Source organism: Thomasclavelia ramosa DSM 1402 (assembly GCF_014131695.1).
Classification (GTDB): Bacteria; Bacillota_I; Bacilli_A; order Erysipelotrichales; family Coprobacillaceae; genus Thomasclavelia; species Thomasclavelia ramosa.
The window spans coordinates 1,610,175-1,625,408 of the sequence record NZ_CP036346.1 but is presented as its reverse complement, the minus strand read 5'-3'; the positions used below and the strand labels follow the sequence as shown (position 1 = coordinate 1,625,408).

Sequence of the window (15,234 nt, the reverse complement as noted above, 5' to 3'; positions counted from 1 at the left end):
AATAAAATTATACCAAGTTTTATTTTAACGATTATTTACTTTAAAATTGGCTTAAAATAAGGTACAATGGGAGTGGTTTGAAAAGGAGATAGTATGACTAAAGAGATTAGATGTTTTGGCTGTGGAGCCATAATTCAAAGTGAAGACGAAAAAAAGATAGGTTTTGTGCCTAAAAATGCTTTAGAAAAAGATGTAATTCTTTGTAAACGCTGTTTTCGCTTAAAAAATTATCATGAATTACAAAAAACAGATCTTACTAGTGATGATTTTTTAAAAATTCTTCAAGAAATCGGAAATCATGATTGTCTTGTTGTTTATTTAGTTGATTTATTTGATTATAATGGCAGCTTAATAAATGGATTATCACGGCATCTTAATAATAATGATATTTTAGTTCTTGGAAACAAACGAGATATTTTGCCAAAATCACTAAAAGATCGTAAAATTGAGCATTGGCTAAGAAGACAGTTGAAAGAATCAGGAATTAAACCTATTGACGTTATTTTATCAAGTGGAACCAAAAATTATAATTTAGATTTATTAATAGATAAGATTAATGAATATCGTCATGGTCGAGATGTTTATATTGTTGGAGTTACTAATGTCGGGAAATCTTCGTTGATTAATTCTTTATTAAAACATTATGCAGGAGTAACTGATAATTTAATAACAACAAGTGAATTTCCTGGAACAACGCTTGATTTAATTGAAATTCCACTAGATGATAAAAATTATTTATATGATTCGCCTGGTATCATTAATAATCATCAGATGGCTCATTTAGTTAAAGATGAAGATTTGAGAATAATTATTCCTAAAAGCGAATTAAGACCAATTAATTTTCAATTAAACGACCAACAAACACTATATTTTGGTGGGTTGGCACGCGTTGATTTCATTAAAGGACCGCGTAGTTCTTTTACTTGTTTTTTTCCAAAATTATTAAAAATTCATAGAACTAAATTGGGAAACAGTGATAATTTATATAATCGGCACTTGACTCTGATGCCGGAAATTGAAAGTATTAAGGATATTAATGAAATGGCAAGTTATGATTTTAAATTACCAGAGGGTAAAATTGATATTGTTATTTCCGGTCTAGGATTTGTCAGTGTTAATTGTCCCAATGCCAATGTTAGAGTTCATGCACCACAAGGTGTTGGTGTTTTTATTAGAGAAGCATTAATTTAGAAAGGAATCGGGTTATGTTAACAGGAAAGCAAAAAAGATATTTAAGAGGGATAGCACATAATTTAAATGCTATTTTTCAAATTGGTAAAGAAGGAGTTCATCAAACTCAAATTGAAGGTATTGACGATGCTCTAGAAGCTCATGAATTGATCAAAGTAAAAATTCTTGAATCATGTGCTGATTCAAAAAATGAGATTGCGCTAGAGTTAAGTATGAAAACAAAAGCAGATGTTGTGCAAATTTTAGGAAGAACAATTATTTTATATCGCCCAAGTGAAAAGGAAATTTATAAATTACCATGATAAAAATAGGTGTTTTTGGCGGTAGTTTTGACCCAATTCATCGTTCTCATGTACGCGTGATTGAAGAGTCAATCAGGCAATTAAAGTTAGATAAAATTTTAGTTATGCCGACTGCTAACAACCCATGGAAAGACTCTACAGGAGCAACTAAACAACAACGATTAGCGATGTTGGAAATTGCTTTAAAGCGCTATAAAAATGTTGAAATTTGCCGCTACGAGATTGATCAAGATAGTAGTAAAAAAAATTATACGATCGATACAATTAGATATCTAAAAAAAATATATCCAAATGATCAGTTATATTTTATGATGGGAATGGATCAAGCAAGTTTATATCATAAATGGATTGCTGCTAAAGAATTGAGTCAATTAGCTCAATTAGTGGTATTCGATCGCATAGGTTATCAAATTAATGATAATTTAGATAAATATAATTTTATTCACTTAGATTTGGTTGCCAGTGATGACGCTAGTAATAATATCCGGAATGGTGCATTACATGCTTTAAATCCTGAAGTTTTAAAATATATTGTTAATAATGGTATTTATTTAGAAACAATTGTGAAAAATAAAATGTCTTTAAAACGCTATCGTCATACAGTGAGCATGGCTCATTTAGCTAAAGAAATTGCATTAGCTAATAATCTAGATGGTAGAAAAGCATATGTAGCAGGAATGCTTCATGATATTGCTAAAGAAATGCCTCATGATGAAGCTGTTGTAATAATGCAAAAAAATTATCCAGATTATCTTAATAAACCAGAGGCGGTTTGGCATCAATGGTTATCTGAATATGTTGCAAAAAATGAGTATTTAGTTGATGATCCTGAAATATTACAAGCAATTAGGCATCATACAACTGCTTCTTTATATATGTCAAAACTTGATATGTGTATTTATGAAGCTGATAAATACGATCCAAGTCGAGATTACGATTCTTCAAAAAAAATTGCATTATGCAAAAAAGATGTAGTTGCTGGCTTTAAAGGGTGTTTACAAGATTTTTATGATTTTTCCCATGAAAAAGGGCGAAAAATTGATGAATGTTTTTTTGAAATTTATAATAAATATGCAAAAGGAGATATTAATGAATAAATTAGAAGTAATTATAAAAGCATTAGATGATAAATTAGCAGAGGACATTGTAGTAATTGACATGCAGTTAGCTAGTCCTATTTTTGATACTTTTGTGATTTGTTCAGCAAGTAACGAGAGATTGATGAATGCTTTACGTGACAGTGTCGAAGACAGCTGTCATGAAAATGGTTATGAAGTTAAAAAAATTGAAGGGTTACGCAATAGCAAGTGGTTATTGATGGATTATGGTGATATCGTTGTGCATATATTTGATGCTGACGAACGAAACAGTTATAATCTTGAGAAATTATGGTCTGATATGCCACGAATTGACGTATCAAAATATTTAGCTTAATGTCATACGAAAATTTTGCTTATTACTATGACAGCTTAATGGATGAACAATTTTATGATGATTATTTCAAGTTTATAAATGAGCACGCTGATTTTAAAAGCGTGCTTGAACTTGGGTGTGGAACTGGTGAAATTGCAATTCGTTTAGCTAAAGCAGGTAAAGAGATTTATGCAACTGATCTTTCTAAAGATATGCTTGAAGTTTCACGTTTGAAAGCAATGGAAGCAGATGTTAATCTTTTATTAGGTCGAGTTGATATGACTGATTTTGTAACCGATAAAGCAGTAGATTTGATTTTATGCCTTTGTGACTCAATTAATTATGTTTTGAGTAAAAAGAAAGTATTAAGAACTTTTAAAAATGTATATGAATCACTAAAATATAATGGAACCTTTATATTTGATGTTGATAGTCTTTATAAGATGGATGAAATTCTAGATGGCTATTTTGAAGAAGAAGATGCTGATGATTTCTATTTTAAATGGCATGTAGAAAAGACTGCTCTTGGTAAAGTGGAACATGAAATTGAGATAATTGATAAGGAAAATAATGAACATATAAAAGAAATGCATTATCAGCAAACTTACGATATTGAAATTTATCTTAGCTTATTGAAACAGGCAGGTTTTACGGATGTACAATATTATGGTGAGTTTGAGGAATATCATGATAAATCACAAAGAATTATTTTTATATGTCATAAAAGAAGGGGAGGTAAGTAGAATGATTGGAATTATCGGAGCAATGGAAGAAGAAGTGGCAGCAATTAAAGAATATATGGAGATTACTGAAACACGCTCTATTCTTGATTGTACATTTTATCAAGGAACGATAAAAGAGCGCCAAGTCGTTTTGTTACAGGGTGGAGTAGGAAAAGTTAATGCTGCTATTTGTACTACTTTATTACTGACTAACTATAAAATAGATTATGTCATAAATATCGGTTCTGCTGGTGGACTGTGTTTAACTCAAGAAGTTGGGGATATAGTTATTTCTAATGAAGTTTGTCAACATGATTTTGATATTACGGCATTTCCCAATCGAGTGATTGGTGAAGTTCCAGGTTTACCCCCAAGAATAGAAGCAGATCGTCAACTAATTACTCAAGCTAAAACAATATTATCAAACTTAAATTTAAATTGCGAAATTGGTCTAATTGTTTCTGGTGACCAATTTGTTGCTACACCGGAAGTAGCAACACGCATTAAAAATAATTTTCCTGATGCAAAATGTACTGAAATGGAAGCAGCAGCAATTGCTCAAACATGCTATAAATTCGGGACTAGTTTTATTATTACACGTTCTTTAAGTGATGTTTTTGGTAAGGGAGATTCTTCTGTCCAATTTGATGAATATTTAAAAAAAGCATCCCAAGCGTCAGCTAAAATGTGTATAGCATTAATTGCAGAAACGGAGCATTAATACATATGCAAAATATAGAATTACTTGCTCCAGCTGGAAGTTATGAAGCTTTAGTAGCAGCGGTTCAAAATGGTGCAAATGCAATTTATTTAGGAGGAAATGAATTTAGTGCCAGAGCTTTTGCAACAAACTTTAATCGCGAGGAATTACAAGCTGCAGTTGCATATGGCCATTTACGCAACGTTAAAATTTATGTAACTGTAAATACTTTATATGAAGATAATCAGTTTGAAAAACTACAAGATTATCTTTTGTTTTTACAAACAATAAAAGTTGATGCTTTAATTATTCAAGATATCGGACTGATGAGTTTTGTTAAACAATACTTTCCAGATTTTGAAATTCATATGTCAACACAGACTAGTATTTATAATTTGTCAGCAGTTAAATATTTTGAAGATGCTGGTGTTGATCGTGTTGTTTTAGCGCGCGAAAATACACTTGATGAAATAGCTGATATTTGTCAAAACACAATTCTAGATATTGAGGTGTTTGTTCATGGTGCTCTATGTATGTCATATTCGGGACAGTGTTTAATGTCGAGTATGATTGCTAAAAGAAGTGGAAACAAAGGAGCTTGTGGACAGCCTTGTCGGCTCGCTTATAAATTGCAAAAAGATAGTATGAATTTAGATAAAATTCCAAGCTATTTATTATCACCTAAAGATTTATGTACCTTTGAGAATATTGGGCAATTAATTGATGCTGGTGTTACATCATTTAAAATAGAAGGACGGATGAAACGACCTGAGTATGTTGCTACAATCGTTAAACAATACCGTGAAGCAATAGATGCATATTTAAAAAATACGACAGTTAATGCATTTGAGCAGCGTATAAAAAAAATGAAGCAAATGTTCAACCGTGGATTCACTGGTGGATATATTTTAAAAGATCAAAATTTTGTGGCTAAAGATTATCCTGGAAACCGAGGAATTGAAGTTGGTACAGTGATAGATTATGATAAACATCGAAAAATTGTAAAAATTCAATTACAAGATAAGTTGAAACAAGGAGATCGGATTAATTTCAAGAGTGTTGGGTTTACTCGAACTATTACAAAGTTATATTTATTTAATAATTTGATTAATCAAGGCAATGCTGGTGATATTGTTGAAATCGAATTGAATACCCCAGTAAAAAAGAATGAAACAGTATATAAGGTTATTGATATAGATCTAATCAATGAAGCTTTAGCAAGTTATAAAAATGAAAATATTAAAAATACAGTAACTATGGCATTTTCAGGTCAAATCAACGAACCAGCACGATTAACCATCAACTATAAAGATTTAAAAGTTGAAAAAGTTTCTAATCTTCTAATTGAATCAGCAGCTAAATTGCCATTAGATCCTCAAAGAATCAGACAACAATTAGGAAAATTAGGAAATACAGTATTTAAGGCAAATGATATTACTATTGACTTTCCTGATAATGGTTTTTTTAGTATTAAAGAAATTAATGAAATGCGTCGTCAAGCAATAGATGAACTTTCTAATATGATAGTAAAGATAAAAAAAGTTAAAAAACCAATGATTAAAACTAAACATAATCATATTAATAAACAAATTAAAGGGATTGTGGTAAAAATTTATAATTTGGCACAATTAAAAGCATTGTTAACAGAGGAAGTGGATGCATATTATTTTCCTATCAACGAAGAACTTGATGAAGCTATAAGTTTAGCGCATTCTGTAAATAAAGAAATAATCCCATTTACAAGCTTTTTGAATAATCAGGATATTTTAATCAAGTTTAAAAATAGTGTCTCATACAATAAGATAAATAGTATTTTAGTAGGTGACTATGGAGCATTACAAATTTTTAAAGATAAAAAATGTATTTTAGATAGTACTTTCAACCTTTATAATAGCTATGCTTTGAATTATTTTAATAATCATGATGCTATTCTTTCTCTCGAGATGAGTAGAAAACAAGTTAATCATTTAAATAATATTAAACAAAATATTATAATGACAGTGTATGGCAAAACAATCAATATGCATCTAAAACACTGCTTAATAAGTGATCATTATTTTAATTGTAAAAAAATCAAATGTAATCTTTGTAAACAAGGAAAGTTTACTTTAATTGATCGTAAAGGTGAACAATTTGATATTTTCCCAGATCAAGACTGTAATAACTTAATATTCAATAGTCACTGTCTTTACATTGATCATTTAGAAAAACTAGAAGTTGATTTTATTTTGCTTTCATTTAGTAATGAAGCACCAGAAATCACCAAAGCTGTATTTAGGGATTTCAAAAATAATATTATGTTTGCTAAACCTCGACAAATTAGTTTAAAAACAAAACTAACTAATGGATATTTTTATGACTAATTATCTAATTATATAAATAAAAATTATTATTTGTCGAAATAAATTATAAATATACAAAATCTTATTGAAGAAAAATAAGGAAAATGCTAAAATCTATTTATCGGAGGTATAATGATGATTGATAAAGATTTAGCGGCACGATTAAAATCTTATCGGAATTTCAAACACCTGACACAAAAGGATGTTGCTGCTTATTTAAAAGTACCACATTCAGCCATTTCAGATATTGAAAATGGTAAGAGGGATATTACAGTAGGGGAATTAAGAATATTTTCTAACTTGTATGGACGAAGTGTAGAAGAAATAATGAGTGGTAAAAAATACGACTACTATAATATTGCTAATATCGCACGGTTGTTAACAGAGTTACCGGATGAAGATTTAAAAGAAGTAATGTTTATGATTGAATATAAGCGTAAGCGAAATGAAGAAAAAAATAGAAGTGAGAAATTTTAAATCTCACTTCTATTTTAGTATTTGCTTAAATTCTTCTAAAACGATTTTTCCATCGTCTAGAACCATTTTTGAGCATTCTTCAAAAGTTTCACTATTATAATAATTTACTTTTATAGTATCACCGATTTCCACGATTGCAAAGGTTCCGAAACCATATGAACCTCGATTGATCATCACACTGCCTGGATTAATAATATAACGGTTACCAATTTGGGTATATGCAGGAACATGAGTATGTCCGTGAAAACAGATATCAATATTATTAGCAATCATATATTGCTTTATTTTATCATTTCCGTAGTATATATCGTAAGCATTTCCATGAGTAATTAAACAGCGATATTTTCCAATTTCTAAAATAATATTGACTGGAAAATCTTCATCATCATGATTACCTTTTACAGTATAATATTTGTTTAACAAGAAATCATCTTTTTTTAAGGATGAATCTCCACAATGTAAATAATAATCCATCTTAGGATATGTTTGATTAATTTTTTGAAATAATTCATTTTGTAAATGAGTATCACTAATTACTAATACCTGCATGTAAAATCACTTCCTTCTTTATCTATCATAACATATTTGAAAAAGGATAAAAATAAAGATAATTATTCTTTGACACCAATGGTCTAGACAAGTACAGAAGAATAGCGTCTGTTATACTATAAAAAAAGATTTATTTGAAATATTTTATAAAAGAAAAATTAAAATTTTTAGATTCTTTTTTTATAATTCCACTTCAAAAAAACGGTGTTAAAGAGCTTTAAAAATTGATGATTCTAACAAGGAAAATTTTAAAATGGTAAGATTTATTAACTAAGAGTAGAAGTTATTTTTTACTAAAAAATTCATTTTTAATTGTAAAAAAATAAAGCATTTCAGCCAAGAAAGTGTTTACATTCTAAGCCATTCGGTGTAAAATTAATTTAGGTAAAAAAAAAGGAGTGTATATTATTATGAAAACTATTTTATTAGTGTGTTCAGCAGGTATGTCTACTAGCTTACTAGTAACAAAAATGGAAGGTGCTGCTAAAGATGCAGGTGTTGAATGTAAAATTTTTGCATTACCATTCTCTGATGCACCAAGAGTATTAGAAGAAGTAGATTGTATTTTACTTGGCCCACAAGTTAGATTCCAAAAAGCTGCTATTGAAAAATTGGCTGCTGGACGTAAAGCAGGAGCTATCCCTGTTGATGTAATCGATATGAGAGATTATGGAACTATGAACGGTAAAGCTGTATTTGAAGCTGCAATGAAAATGATTGGGTAATCAAAAAGCTTAAACTGAAATAACAAAAGATAAAACGGGCGTTTTTTGTGATGCCCTTTTTATATGAAATTTAACAATAAAGGAGAGAGTTAGTTATGGCAACAAGAATTATGTTAGTATGTGCTGCAGGTATGTCTACTAGTTTATTAGTAACAAAAATGGAAGTAGCAGCAAAAGAAGCTGGAGAAGAAGTAGAAATCTTTGCTTTACCTTTGACAGAAGGTGAAAAAATTATTGATACTGTAGATTGTGTATTACTTGGCCCACAAGTTAGATATGCAAAAAAAGAAGTTGAAAAAATTATTGCAGATACTGGAAAAGATATTCCTTATGATGTAATTGAAATGAAAGATTACGGAATGATGAATGGTAAAGCTGTTTACGAATTTGCTAAAAAATTAATGGGAAGATAATTCCTTACGATTAAATAAAAACGGATAAAATTTATCCGTTTTTATTTTGACGAAATTTCAAGAAATAGGGGTTTTATATTGTATACAACTATGATATAATATCCTAAATAATTAGGAGGTAGGTAATAGTATGCAAAAGGGGATTATTACAGTAGTAGGAAAAGATCAAGTAGGAATTATTGCTAAGGTTTGTAGTTTTTTAGCGGAAAAACAAGTTAATATCTTGGATATTTCTCAAACTATCATTCAAGGTTATTTTAACATGATGATGATTGTAGAACTAAGTTCAATTACCGAAGAATTTGGAACTATCTGTGAAGATTTAGATAAATTAGGTGAAGAAATCGGAGTAAATATTAAATTACAACATGAAAACATTTTTAATAAAATGCATCGTATTTAAGGAGAATCGGAATGATTAATTTATTTGAAGTAGCAGAAACAAATAAAATGATTGAGCAAGAAAATCTTGATGTGAGAACAATTACATTAGGGATCAGTTTATTAGACTGTATGGATCATGATATTGATGTTTTATGTGAAAATATTTATAAAAAAATTACTACCGTAGCTAAGAATCTAGTCTCTACGGGTAAACAAATCGAAATGAAATATGGAATTCCTATTGTCAATAAAAGAATTTCAGTAACACCAATTGGATTTGTTGGCTCTAATGCTTGCAAATCAACAGCGGACTTTGTTAAAATTGCTAAAACATTGGATAAATGTGCTCATGAAACTGGAGTTAATTTCATCGGTGGTTATACAGCAATTGTTTCCAAAGGAATGACAAAGGCGGAAGAATTATTAATTCGTTCAATTCCTGAAGCAATGAAAGTTACTAGTAATGTTTGTAGTTCGGTAAATGTTGGATCAACTAAAACTGGTATTAATATGGATGCAGTAAAATTAATGGGGGAAATCATTCATGAAACTGCAGATTTAACTAAGGAAAATGATTCTATTGGTTGTGCTAAGTTAGTTGTTTTATGCAATGCACCTGACGATAATCCATTTATGGCTGGGGCTTTCCATGGGGTTAGTGAAGCAGACGCAATTATCAATGTTGGAGTTAGTGGCCCGGGTGTTGTTAAAAATGCTATTGCCAATGCCAAAGGAAAAGATTTTGGAGAGTTATGTGAAATTATCAAGAAAACTGCGTTTAAAATTACTCGCGTAGGTCAATTAGTTGCTTTAGAAGCGTCGGAAAAATTGGGGATTCCTTTTGGAATCATCGATTTATCATTAGCTCCAACTCCAGCAATCGGTGATAGTATCGCCGATTGTTTAGAAGGAATGGGCTTGGATAGTGTTGGTGCTCCAGGAACAACAGCTGCATTAGCAATCTTGAATGATCAAGTTAAAAAAGGTGGCGTTATGGCTTCTTCATATGTTGGTGGATTAAGTGGAGCATTTATTCCAGTCAGTGAAGATCAAGGTATGATTGATGCTGTAAACCGTGGCGCATTAACACTTGAAAAATTAGAAGCTATGACATGTGTATGTTCAGTTGGACTTGATATGATTGCGATTCCTGGAGATACTCCAGTCACTACTTTATCTGGAATCATTGCCGATGAAATGGCAATTGGTATGATCAATCAAAAAACCACAGCTGTTAGAATTATTCCTGTAATCGGTAAAAATGTTGGTGAAGTAGTAGAATTTGGGGGACTATTGGGTTATGCACCTGTAATGCCAGTAAACCAATTTGGATGTGCTGAATTTATTAATCGTGGTGGTAGAATTCCTGCACCAATTCATAGTTTTAAAAATTAAAAGACGTTAACTCGTCTTTTTCATTATATTGAAAGGAAAATGTAAAATGAATGATTTAATAGTTTTTAATCCATTGTATAAAAATAAAGATATTGCTGAGTGTTTTGCATTATATACTGAAGTAGTAGATGGGAAACTTGAAAATAGCAGTAAATTTGTTTCATTGTTAATTAAATTAGCTGAAAAATACAACTTGTACGATAATCTATTTAATAGTTTATTAACTTATTTGTTAATTAATAATGAAAATTCGTTTACTCTAGCATTAGAAAGAAAAAAAACAATAGCTGCTAATTTAAAAGAAATTGTTATGAATGATTTTAAGATTATTTTCAAAATGTTTAATACGGATTTTAGTGTCTTGCCATTAGCACAACAAAATTTGATAACAGGATTCACACCTTCAAAGCCTGTCATTAATATTGAACTATTCGAAGTTTCAAAAACATTACAGGACAATTTAACTGCCTGTAATGATGTTGAATCATTTTATAATGTATTAGAAAACTTCTTTTTAACGTATGGAGTTGGAAAATTTGGATTAAATAAAGCATTTCGTTATGAAAATGAGCAAATTAGTCCTATAATACATATAGGTAATGGGCGACTAGATCAGTTGATTGGTTATGAAAGCCAAAAAGAAAAACTTACCCAAAATACCGAGGCATTTTTAGCAGGAAAAAAAGCAAACAATGTTTTATTATACGGTGATAGTGGAACTGGTAAATCAAGTAGTATTAAAGCTTTATTAAACGAATATTATAAAGATGGTCTAAGAATGATAGAAGTTTATAAACATCAGTTTATAAATCTTCCTAGTATTATTCAAGAATTACAGTCACGTAATTATAAATTTGTATTATTCATGGATGATTTATCGTTTGAGGAATTTGAAATTGAGTATAAATACTTAAAAGCAGTCATTGAAGGCGGGTTAGAAAAGAAACCTGATAATATTTTGATTTATGCAACAAGTAATCGCCGTCATTTAGTAAAACAAACATGGGGTGATCGTCAAGATCAGGATGAGGTTAATGTAAATGATGCTAAACAAGAAAAAACATCATTAAGTTCAAGATTTGGTGTTAAAATTTTATTTATGCATCCAGATCGTCAAAATTATTTAGATATTGTTGATGGTTTAGCCGAACAATATGGTTTAATGATGGAGCGTAACGAATTGCATCAAAAAGCATTAACTTGGGAAATTCGTCACGGTGGATTTTCAGGAAGAACTGCCAAACAATTTATTAATGCAATGCTAGGTAAATAAAACAATAGGAGTAATATGCGAAAATTATTATTAAACGATTATCACAAAATAAAAAAATATTTAGACGATGCAAATTATGAGGGCTATAATTCTAATTTTGTCACAATGATGATGTGGGATCATGAATATGAAATATATTATGAAATAAAAGATAATTTCATGGTTATGTTACACACATATTTAGACGAAAAGTTTTTTGCAATGCCTTTTTGCAAACCAGAGTACTACTATGAAGCAATCGAATATATGCAAAACTATGCTAAAGAGCATAACTTTCTTTTTAGAATCGATTTAGCTGTTGAAGAATCTATGAGTTTAATTAAAGAAAGATATGGAGATAAGTTTTTGTATTTGCATAATGAAGATTTTGATGATTATGTCTATACAAAAAAATCTCTAGAATCTTTGGCAGGAAAAAAAATGCAAAAGAGAAGAAATCACTTTAATGCGTTTGTTAAAGAAAATCCGAATTATATTTATAAAGAAATTGAAGATGAAGATGTTGATAATGTTTTACAGTGTCTCAAAAAATGGGATTTTTCTCATCGAATAGAAGAGAGTGTTATTTCTGAGTATATCGGGATTGTCTACTTGTTAGTACATCGTCATGAATTGGAAATAAAAACTGGCTGTATTTACATTAACGGACAGTTAGAAGCATTTATTATTGGTTCCCCACTTAAACACAGTACCGTTCAAATTCACGTAGAGAAGGCTAATAAAGATATTAGAGGATTATATGTGGCGATTGGTAAATTCTTCCTAGAACGAAATTTTGAGGGTTATGAATTTGTTAACCGTGAGGAAGATATGGGATTAGAATCACTACGCCGTGCTAAACAAATGCTGCACCCAGTTAAAATGGTTAAGAAATATAATATTGTTCCTAGTAACCTATCAATTATGCCGGCAGCAGATAATGATCTGCATTCAATTATTGACCTATGGCGTGATAGTTTTGAAGATGAAGACAAGCAAACAACTAACTTTTATTTTATGAAATGTTACAGCAAAGAAAATACATATCTATTAAAAAATAACAACTTCCTTGTTTCAATGATGCAAATAGTCCCATATACCATTGTTCTGGATAATCAGGAGATAAAGGCATACTTTATTCTTGGTGTTGCTACTAATAAGAATTATCAAAAGCAAGGAATGATGAAAAAGTTAATGAACTATGTGCTTAACTTGCCAAAATATGCTGGTCAAAAGATTTTACTTCAAGCTTACATGCCAGAAATTTATTATAATTTTGGATTTAATAAAGATTATTATCATAAAATTACAAATGTTGACAAAAAATCATATCAAAATGATTATGATTTAACAGTTATTGAAGATCTGGATTTTGTAAATTCACTTAAATTATATAATGATTTCACAAAAGATTTTAATGGTTATCGTAAAAGAGATATCGACTATTACCAAAATTACTTAATTGCACGTTGCCGTGCTTATAACGATCAAATAAAATTATTTTATGATAATGCTAAAATAATTGGATATGCAATTTATCATGAAAGTGCTTCTAAAATTGAGGTCAGTGAAATAATCTATACTAATTATGAAAGTCTAAATAAAATCGTTTGTTTCTTATCAAAAACAAACAAAGAACTGATTATTGAAAGTGATTTAAACAATGAAATAATTGGTGATTGTACGTATATATGTACAATGTTGACCAATTTTTTAAAAAATAGTTGTCAAGATAATAAATTTTATATAAATGAGTGCCTATAATACCTATTTTTTATTGACTAACCTATCTCTGCATTATAAAATGTAAAAGTATTTAAGAGGAGGTTAGTTAATGTTTTCAAAAGATCGAGAATTACATGAGGAATGTGGAGTATTTGCAGTTTGTGGATATGAAAATGCTGCAGCAATGTGCTACTATGGATTACATAGTTTACAACACCGGGGGCAAGAAGCTGCTGGTATTGTTGTAAAAAATAAAGAAGCTTTGTCAATTCAAAAGGGTGAAGGGCTAGTTACTGAAGTATTTGATCAAGATAAAATTAGCAAAATGAAAGGTGATCATGCTATTGGTCATGTTCGTTATTCAACAGCTGGTGGTGGTGGAATTGCTAATGTTCAGCCATTATTATTTAGAACCTTAAATGGATCTTTAGGAATTGCACACAATGGAAATATTGTTAATGCCAATGTCTTAAAGGCGGACTTAGAAAAAAAAGGAAGCATTTTTTCTAGTTCTTCAGATACTGAGATTTTAGGTCATTTAATTATGCGTGAAGAAGGTCATATGATTGATCGTATTTGTAATTCCTTAAACAAACTTGATGGTGCATTTGCCTTTTTGATTTTGATTGAGAATGCTTTGTATGTAGCAAGAGATAAGTATGGTTTGCGACCTGTTTCTATTGGTCAATTGCCTAATGGGGCATATGTATTTTCATCAGAAACGTGTGCATTTGAAGTTGTTGGTGCAAAATTTGTTCGTGATTTAGAACCTGGTGAAATCGTTAGAGTCAAAGACGGTCAAATCAAATCAAAGCTTTATACAAATGATGTTACTGATAAAATATGTGCAATGGAATATATTTATTTTTCACGACCAGATAGTAATTTAGATGGAATAAATGTTCATACAACTAGAAAACTTGCTGGTAAACAATTATTTAAAGAAGCACCAGTAGAAGCTGATTTAGTTATTGGTGTTCCTGATTCTTCTATTTCTGCTGCAATCGGATATGCAGAAGCAGCTAATATTCCTTATGAAATGGGTCTGATTAAGAATAAATATGTAGGTCGTACTTTTATTCAACCTACTCAAGAAATGAGAGAGCAGGGGGTTCGAATGAAATTATCTGCGGTTTCTTCAATTGTTAAAGGAAAACGTGTTGTTATGATTGATGATTCAATTGTACGTGGAACTACCTCTAAAAGAATTGTACGATTGTTAAAAGAAGCTGGTGCTAGAGAAGTGCATGTAAGAATTGCTTCACCAGCAATCAAATATCCTTGTTTTTATGGTGTTGATATGTCAACCATGGACGAATTAATTTCTAATCGTTTGAATGTTAATGAATTATGCAATTATATTGAAGCTGATTCACTTGCCTTTATTACTGAAGAAGGAATTGATAAATCTATCCATTTTAATAAAGAAAAACATAAATGTAGTTTATGTTTAGCTTGTTTCAATGGTGAATATGTAACAAATTTATATGATTCATTTGAAATGGATAAAATCAAGAAAGGTAAGGAATATTAAAAACTCCTTACCTCTTATAATTAGTAAAGTAGATATAACATATATAACTTCGCATAATGTATACATACGTAATTATTCTTACATAAAGTATTCTTATTTAATTAAATGAA

Annotated in this window: 16 protein-coding genes; 15 read left to right on the top strand and 1 reads right to left on the bottom strand. The window is 30.0% G+C overall.

All coding sequences use genetic code 11. The features are described 5' to 3' along the window. Positions 1–93 precede the first annotated feature (93 nt). The 8 genes from yqeH to EYR00_RS07735 all read left to right on the top strand — a co-directional run bounded on the left by yqeH (position 94) and on the right by EYR00_RS07735 (position 7,147). The gene (gene yqeH, locus EYR00_RS07770; RefSeq protein ID WP_003538378.1) at positions 94–1,191 is read left to right on the top strand and encodes a ribosome biogenesis GTPase YqeH; all 1,098 of its coding nucleotides are present in this window, start codon (positions 94–96) and stop codon (positions 1,189–1,191) included. A 14-nt stretch (positions 1,192–1,205) separates the two neighbouring features. Beyond that, entirely contained in the window at positions 1,206–1,493 is a 288-nt protein-coding gene (yhbY, locus tag EYR00_RS07765) for a ribosome assembly RNA-binding protein YhbY (RefSeq protein ID WP_003538377.1), read from the top strand. Next, positions 1,490–2,590, top strand: a complete 1,101-nt coding sequence (locus EYR00_RS07760) for a nicotinate-nucleotide adenylyltransferase (protein WP_003538375.1) — start codon at positions 1,490–1,492, stop codon at positions 2,588–2,590. Before yhbY ends, EYR00_RS07760 begins: the two co-directional genes overlap by 4 nt. Further along, positions 2,583–2,927: a ribosome silencing factor gene (gene rsfS, locus EYR00_RS07755; protein ID WP_009301104.1), complete on the top strand. Its 345-nt coding sequence runs from the start codon at positions 2,583–2,585 to the stop codon at positions 2,925–2,927. The genes EYR00_RS07760 and rsfS overlap by 8 nt, the downstream gene beginning before the upstream one ends. Then, positions 2,927–3,649, top strand: coding sequence for a class I SAM-dependent DNA methyltransferase (locus tag EYR00_RS07750; protein ID WP_003538372.1), 723 nt, complete (start codon positions 2,927–2,929; stop codon positions 3,647–3,649). The genes rsfS and EYR00_RS07750 overlap by 1 nt, the downstream gene beginning before the upstream one ends. Before the next feature lies 1 nt (position 3,650). Continuing rightward, positions 3,651–4,349 carry a 5'-methylthioadenosine/adenosylhomocysteine nucleosidase gene (locus EYR00_RS07745; protein ID WP_009009920.1) on the top strand — a complete coding sequence of 233 codons (699 nt, stop codon included), beginning with the start codon at positions 3,651–3,653 and terminating at the stop codon, positions 4,347–4,349. 5 nt (positions 4,350–4,354) lie between these two features. Continuing rightward, on the top strand, positions 4,355–6,691 hold the full coding sequence (locus tag EYR00_RS07740; RefSeq protein WP_003538367.1) for a U32 family peptidase: 2,337 nt from the start codon (positions 4,355–4,357) through the stop codon (positions 6,689–6,691). 111 nt (positions 6,692–6,802) lie between these two features. Further along, entirely contained in the window at positions 6,803–7,147 is a 345-nt protein-coding gene (locus EYR00_RS07735) for a helix-turn-helix domain-containing protein (protein WP_003538366.1), read from the top strand. 9 nt (positions 7,148–7,156) lie between these two features. Here EYR00_RS07735 and EYR00_RS07730 read toward each other — a convergent pair whose 3' ends face one another. Beyond that, positions 7,157–7,696, bottom strand: a complete 540-nt coding sequence (locus EYR00_RS07730; protein WP_003538365.1) for a metallophosphoesterase family protein — start codon at positions 7,694–7,696, stop codon at positions 7,157–7,159. Positions 7,697–8,106: 410 nt separating this feature from the next. Between EYR00_RS07730 and EYR00_RS07725 the strand changes: the two genes are divergently transcribed. From EYR00_RS07725 to purF, 7 genes are all read left to right on the top strand, one after another. Continuing rightward, a complete protein-coding gene (locus tag EYR00_RS07725; protein ID WP_003538364.1) occupies positions 8,107–8,421 on the top strand; it encodes a PTS sugar transporter subunit IIB in 315 nt (104 codons plus the stop codon). A 95-nt stretch (positions 8,422–8,516) separates the two neighbouring features. Continuing rightward, positions 8,517–8,834, top strand: coding sequence for a PTS sugar transporter subunit IIB (locus EYR00_RS07720; protein ID WP_003538363.1), 318 nt, complete (start codon positions 8,517–8,519; stop codon positions 8,832–8,834). 130 nt (positions 8,835–8,964) lie between these two features. Further along, entirely contained in the window at positions 8,965–9,237 is a 273-nt protein-coding gene (locus EYR00_RS07715; RefSeq protein ID WP_003538362.1) for an ACT domain-containing protein, read from the top strand. Positions 9,238–9,248: 11 nt separating this feature from the next. After that, on the top strand, positions 9,249–10,613 hold the full coding sequence (locus tag EYR00_RS07710; RefSeq protein ID WP_008791731.1) for a PFL family protein: 1,365 nt from the start codon (positions 9,249–9,251) through the stop codon (positions 10,611–10,613). 46 nt (positions 10,614–10,659) lie between these two features. Further along, complete coding sequence (locus EYR00_RS07705) at positions 10,660–11,886, top strand: ATP-binding protein (protein ID WP_003538357.1); 1,227 nt, start codon at positions 10,660–10,662, stop codon at positions 11,884–11,886. A 15-nt stretch (positions 11,887–11,901) separates the two neighbouring features. After that, complete coding sequence (locus tag EYR00_RS07700; protein WP_003538355.1) at positions 11,902–13,629, top strand: GNAT family N-acetyltransferase; 1,728 nt, start codon at positions 11,902–11,904, stop codon at positions 13,627–13,629. Positions 13,630–13,699: 70 nt separating this feature from the next. Next, positions 13,700–15,124, top strand: coding sequence for an amidophosphoribosyltransferase (purF, locus tag EYR00_RS07695; protein WP_003538353.1), 1,425 nt, complete (start codon positions 13,700–13,702; stop codon positions 15,122–15,124). Positions 15,125–15,234 lie beyond the last annotated feature (110 nt).

Bases quoted from the DNA above. Each gene is read 5' to 3' on its own strand.
- yqeH (WP_003538378.1), top strand. From the start codon at position 94: ATGACTAAAGAGATTAGATGTTTTGGCTGTGGAGCCATAATTCAAAGT.
- yhbY (WP_003538377.1), top strand. From the start codon at position 1,206: ATGTTAACAGGAAAGCAAAAAAGATATTTAAGAGGGATAGCACATAAT.
- EYR00_RS07760 (WP_003538375.1), top strand. From the start codon at position 1,490: ATGATAAAAATAGGTGTTTTTGGCGGTAGTTTTGACCCAATTCATCGT.
- rsfS (WP_009301104.1), top strand. From the start codon at position 2,583: ATGAATAAATTAGAAGTAATTATAAAAGCATTAGATGATAAATTAGCA.
- EYR00_RS07750 (WP_003538372.1), top strand. From the start codon at position 2,927: ATGTCATACGAAAATTTTGCTTATTACTATGACAGCTTAATGGATGAA.
- EYR00_RS07745 (WP_009009920.1), top strand. From the start codon at position 3,651: ATGATTGGAATTATCGGAGCAATGGAAGAAGAAGTGGCAGCAATTAAA.
- EYR00_RS07740 (WP_003538367.1), top strand. From the start codon at position 4,355: ATGCAAAATATAGAATTACTTGCTCCAGCTGGAAGTTATGAAGCTTTA.
- EYR00_RS07735 (WP_003538366.1), top strand. From the start codon at position 6,803: ATGATGATTGATAAAGATTTAGCGGCACGATTAAAATCTTATCGGAAT.
- EYR00_RS07730 (WP_003538365.1), bottom strand. From the start codon at position 7,696: ATGCAGGTATTAGTAATTAGTGATACTCATTTACAAAATGAATTATTT.
- EYR00_RS07725 (WP_003538364.1), top strand. From the start codon at position 8,107: ATGAAAACTATTTTATTAGTGTGTTCAGCAGGTATGTCTACTAGCTTA.
- EYR00_RS07720 (WP_003538363.1), top strand. From the start codon at position 8,517: ATGGCAACAAGAATTATGTTAGTATGTGCTGCAGGTATGTCTACTAGT.
- EYR00_RS07715 (WP_003538362.1), top strand. From the start codon at position 8,965: ATGCAAAAGGGGATTATTACAGTAGTAGGAAAAGATCAAGTAGGAATT.
- EYR00_RS07710 (WP_008791731.1), top strand. From the start codon at position 9,249: ATGATTAATTTATTTGAAGTAGCAGAAACAAATAAAATGATTGAGCAA.
- EYR00_RS07705 (WP_003538357.1), top strand. From the start codon at position 10,660: ATGAATGATTTAATAGTTTTTAATCCATTGTATAAAAATAAAGATATT.
- EYR00_RS07700 (WP_003538355.1), top strand. From the start codon at position 11,902: ATGCGAAAATTATTATTAAACGATTATCACAAAATAAAAAAATATTTA.
- purF (WP_003538353.1), top strand. From the start codon at position 13,700: ATGTTTTCAAAAGATCGAGAATTACATGAGGAATGTGGAGTATTTGCA.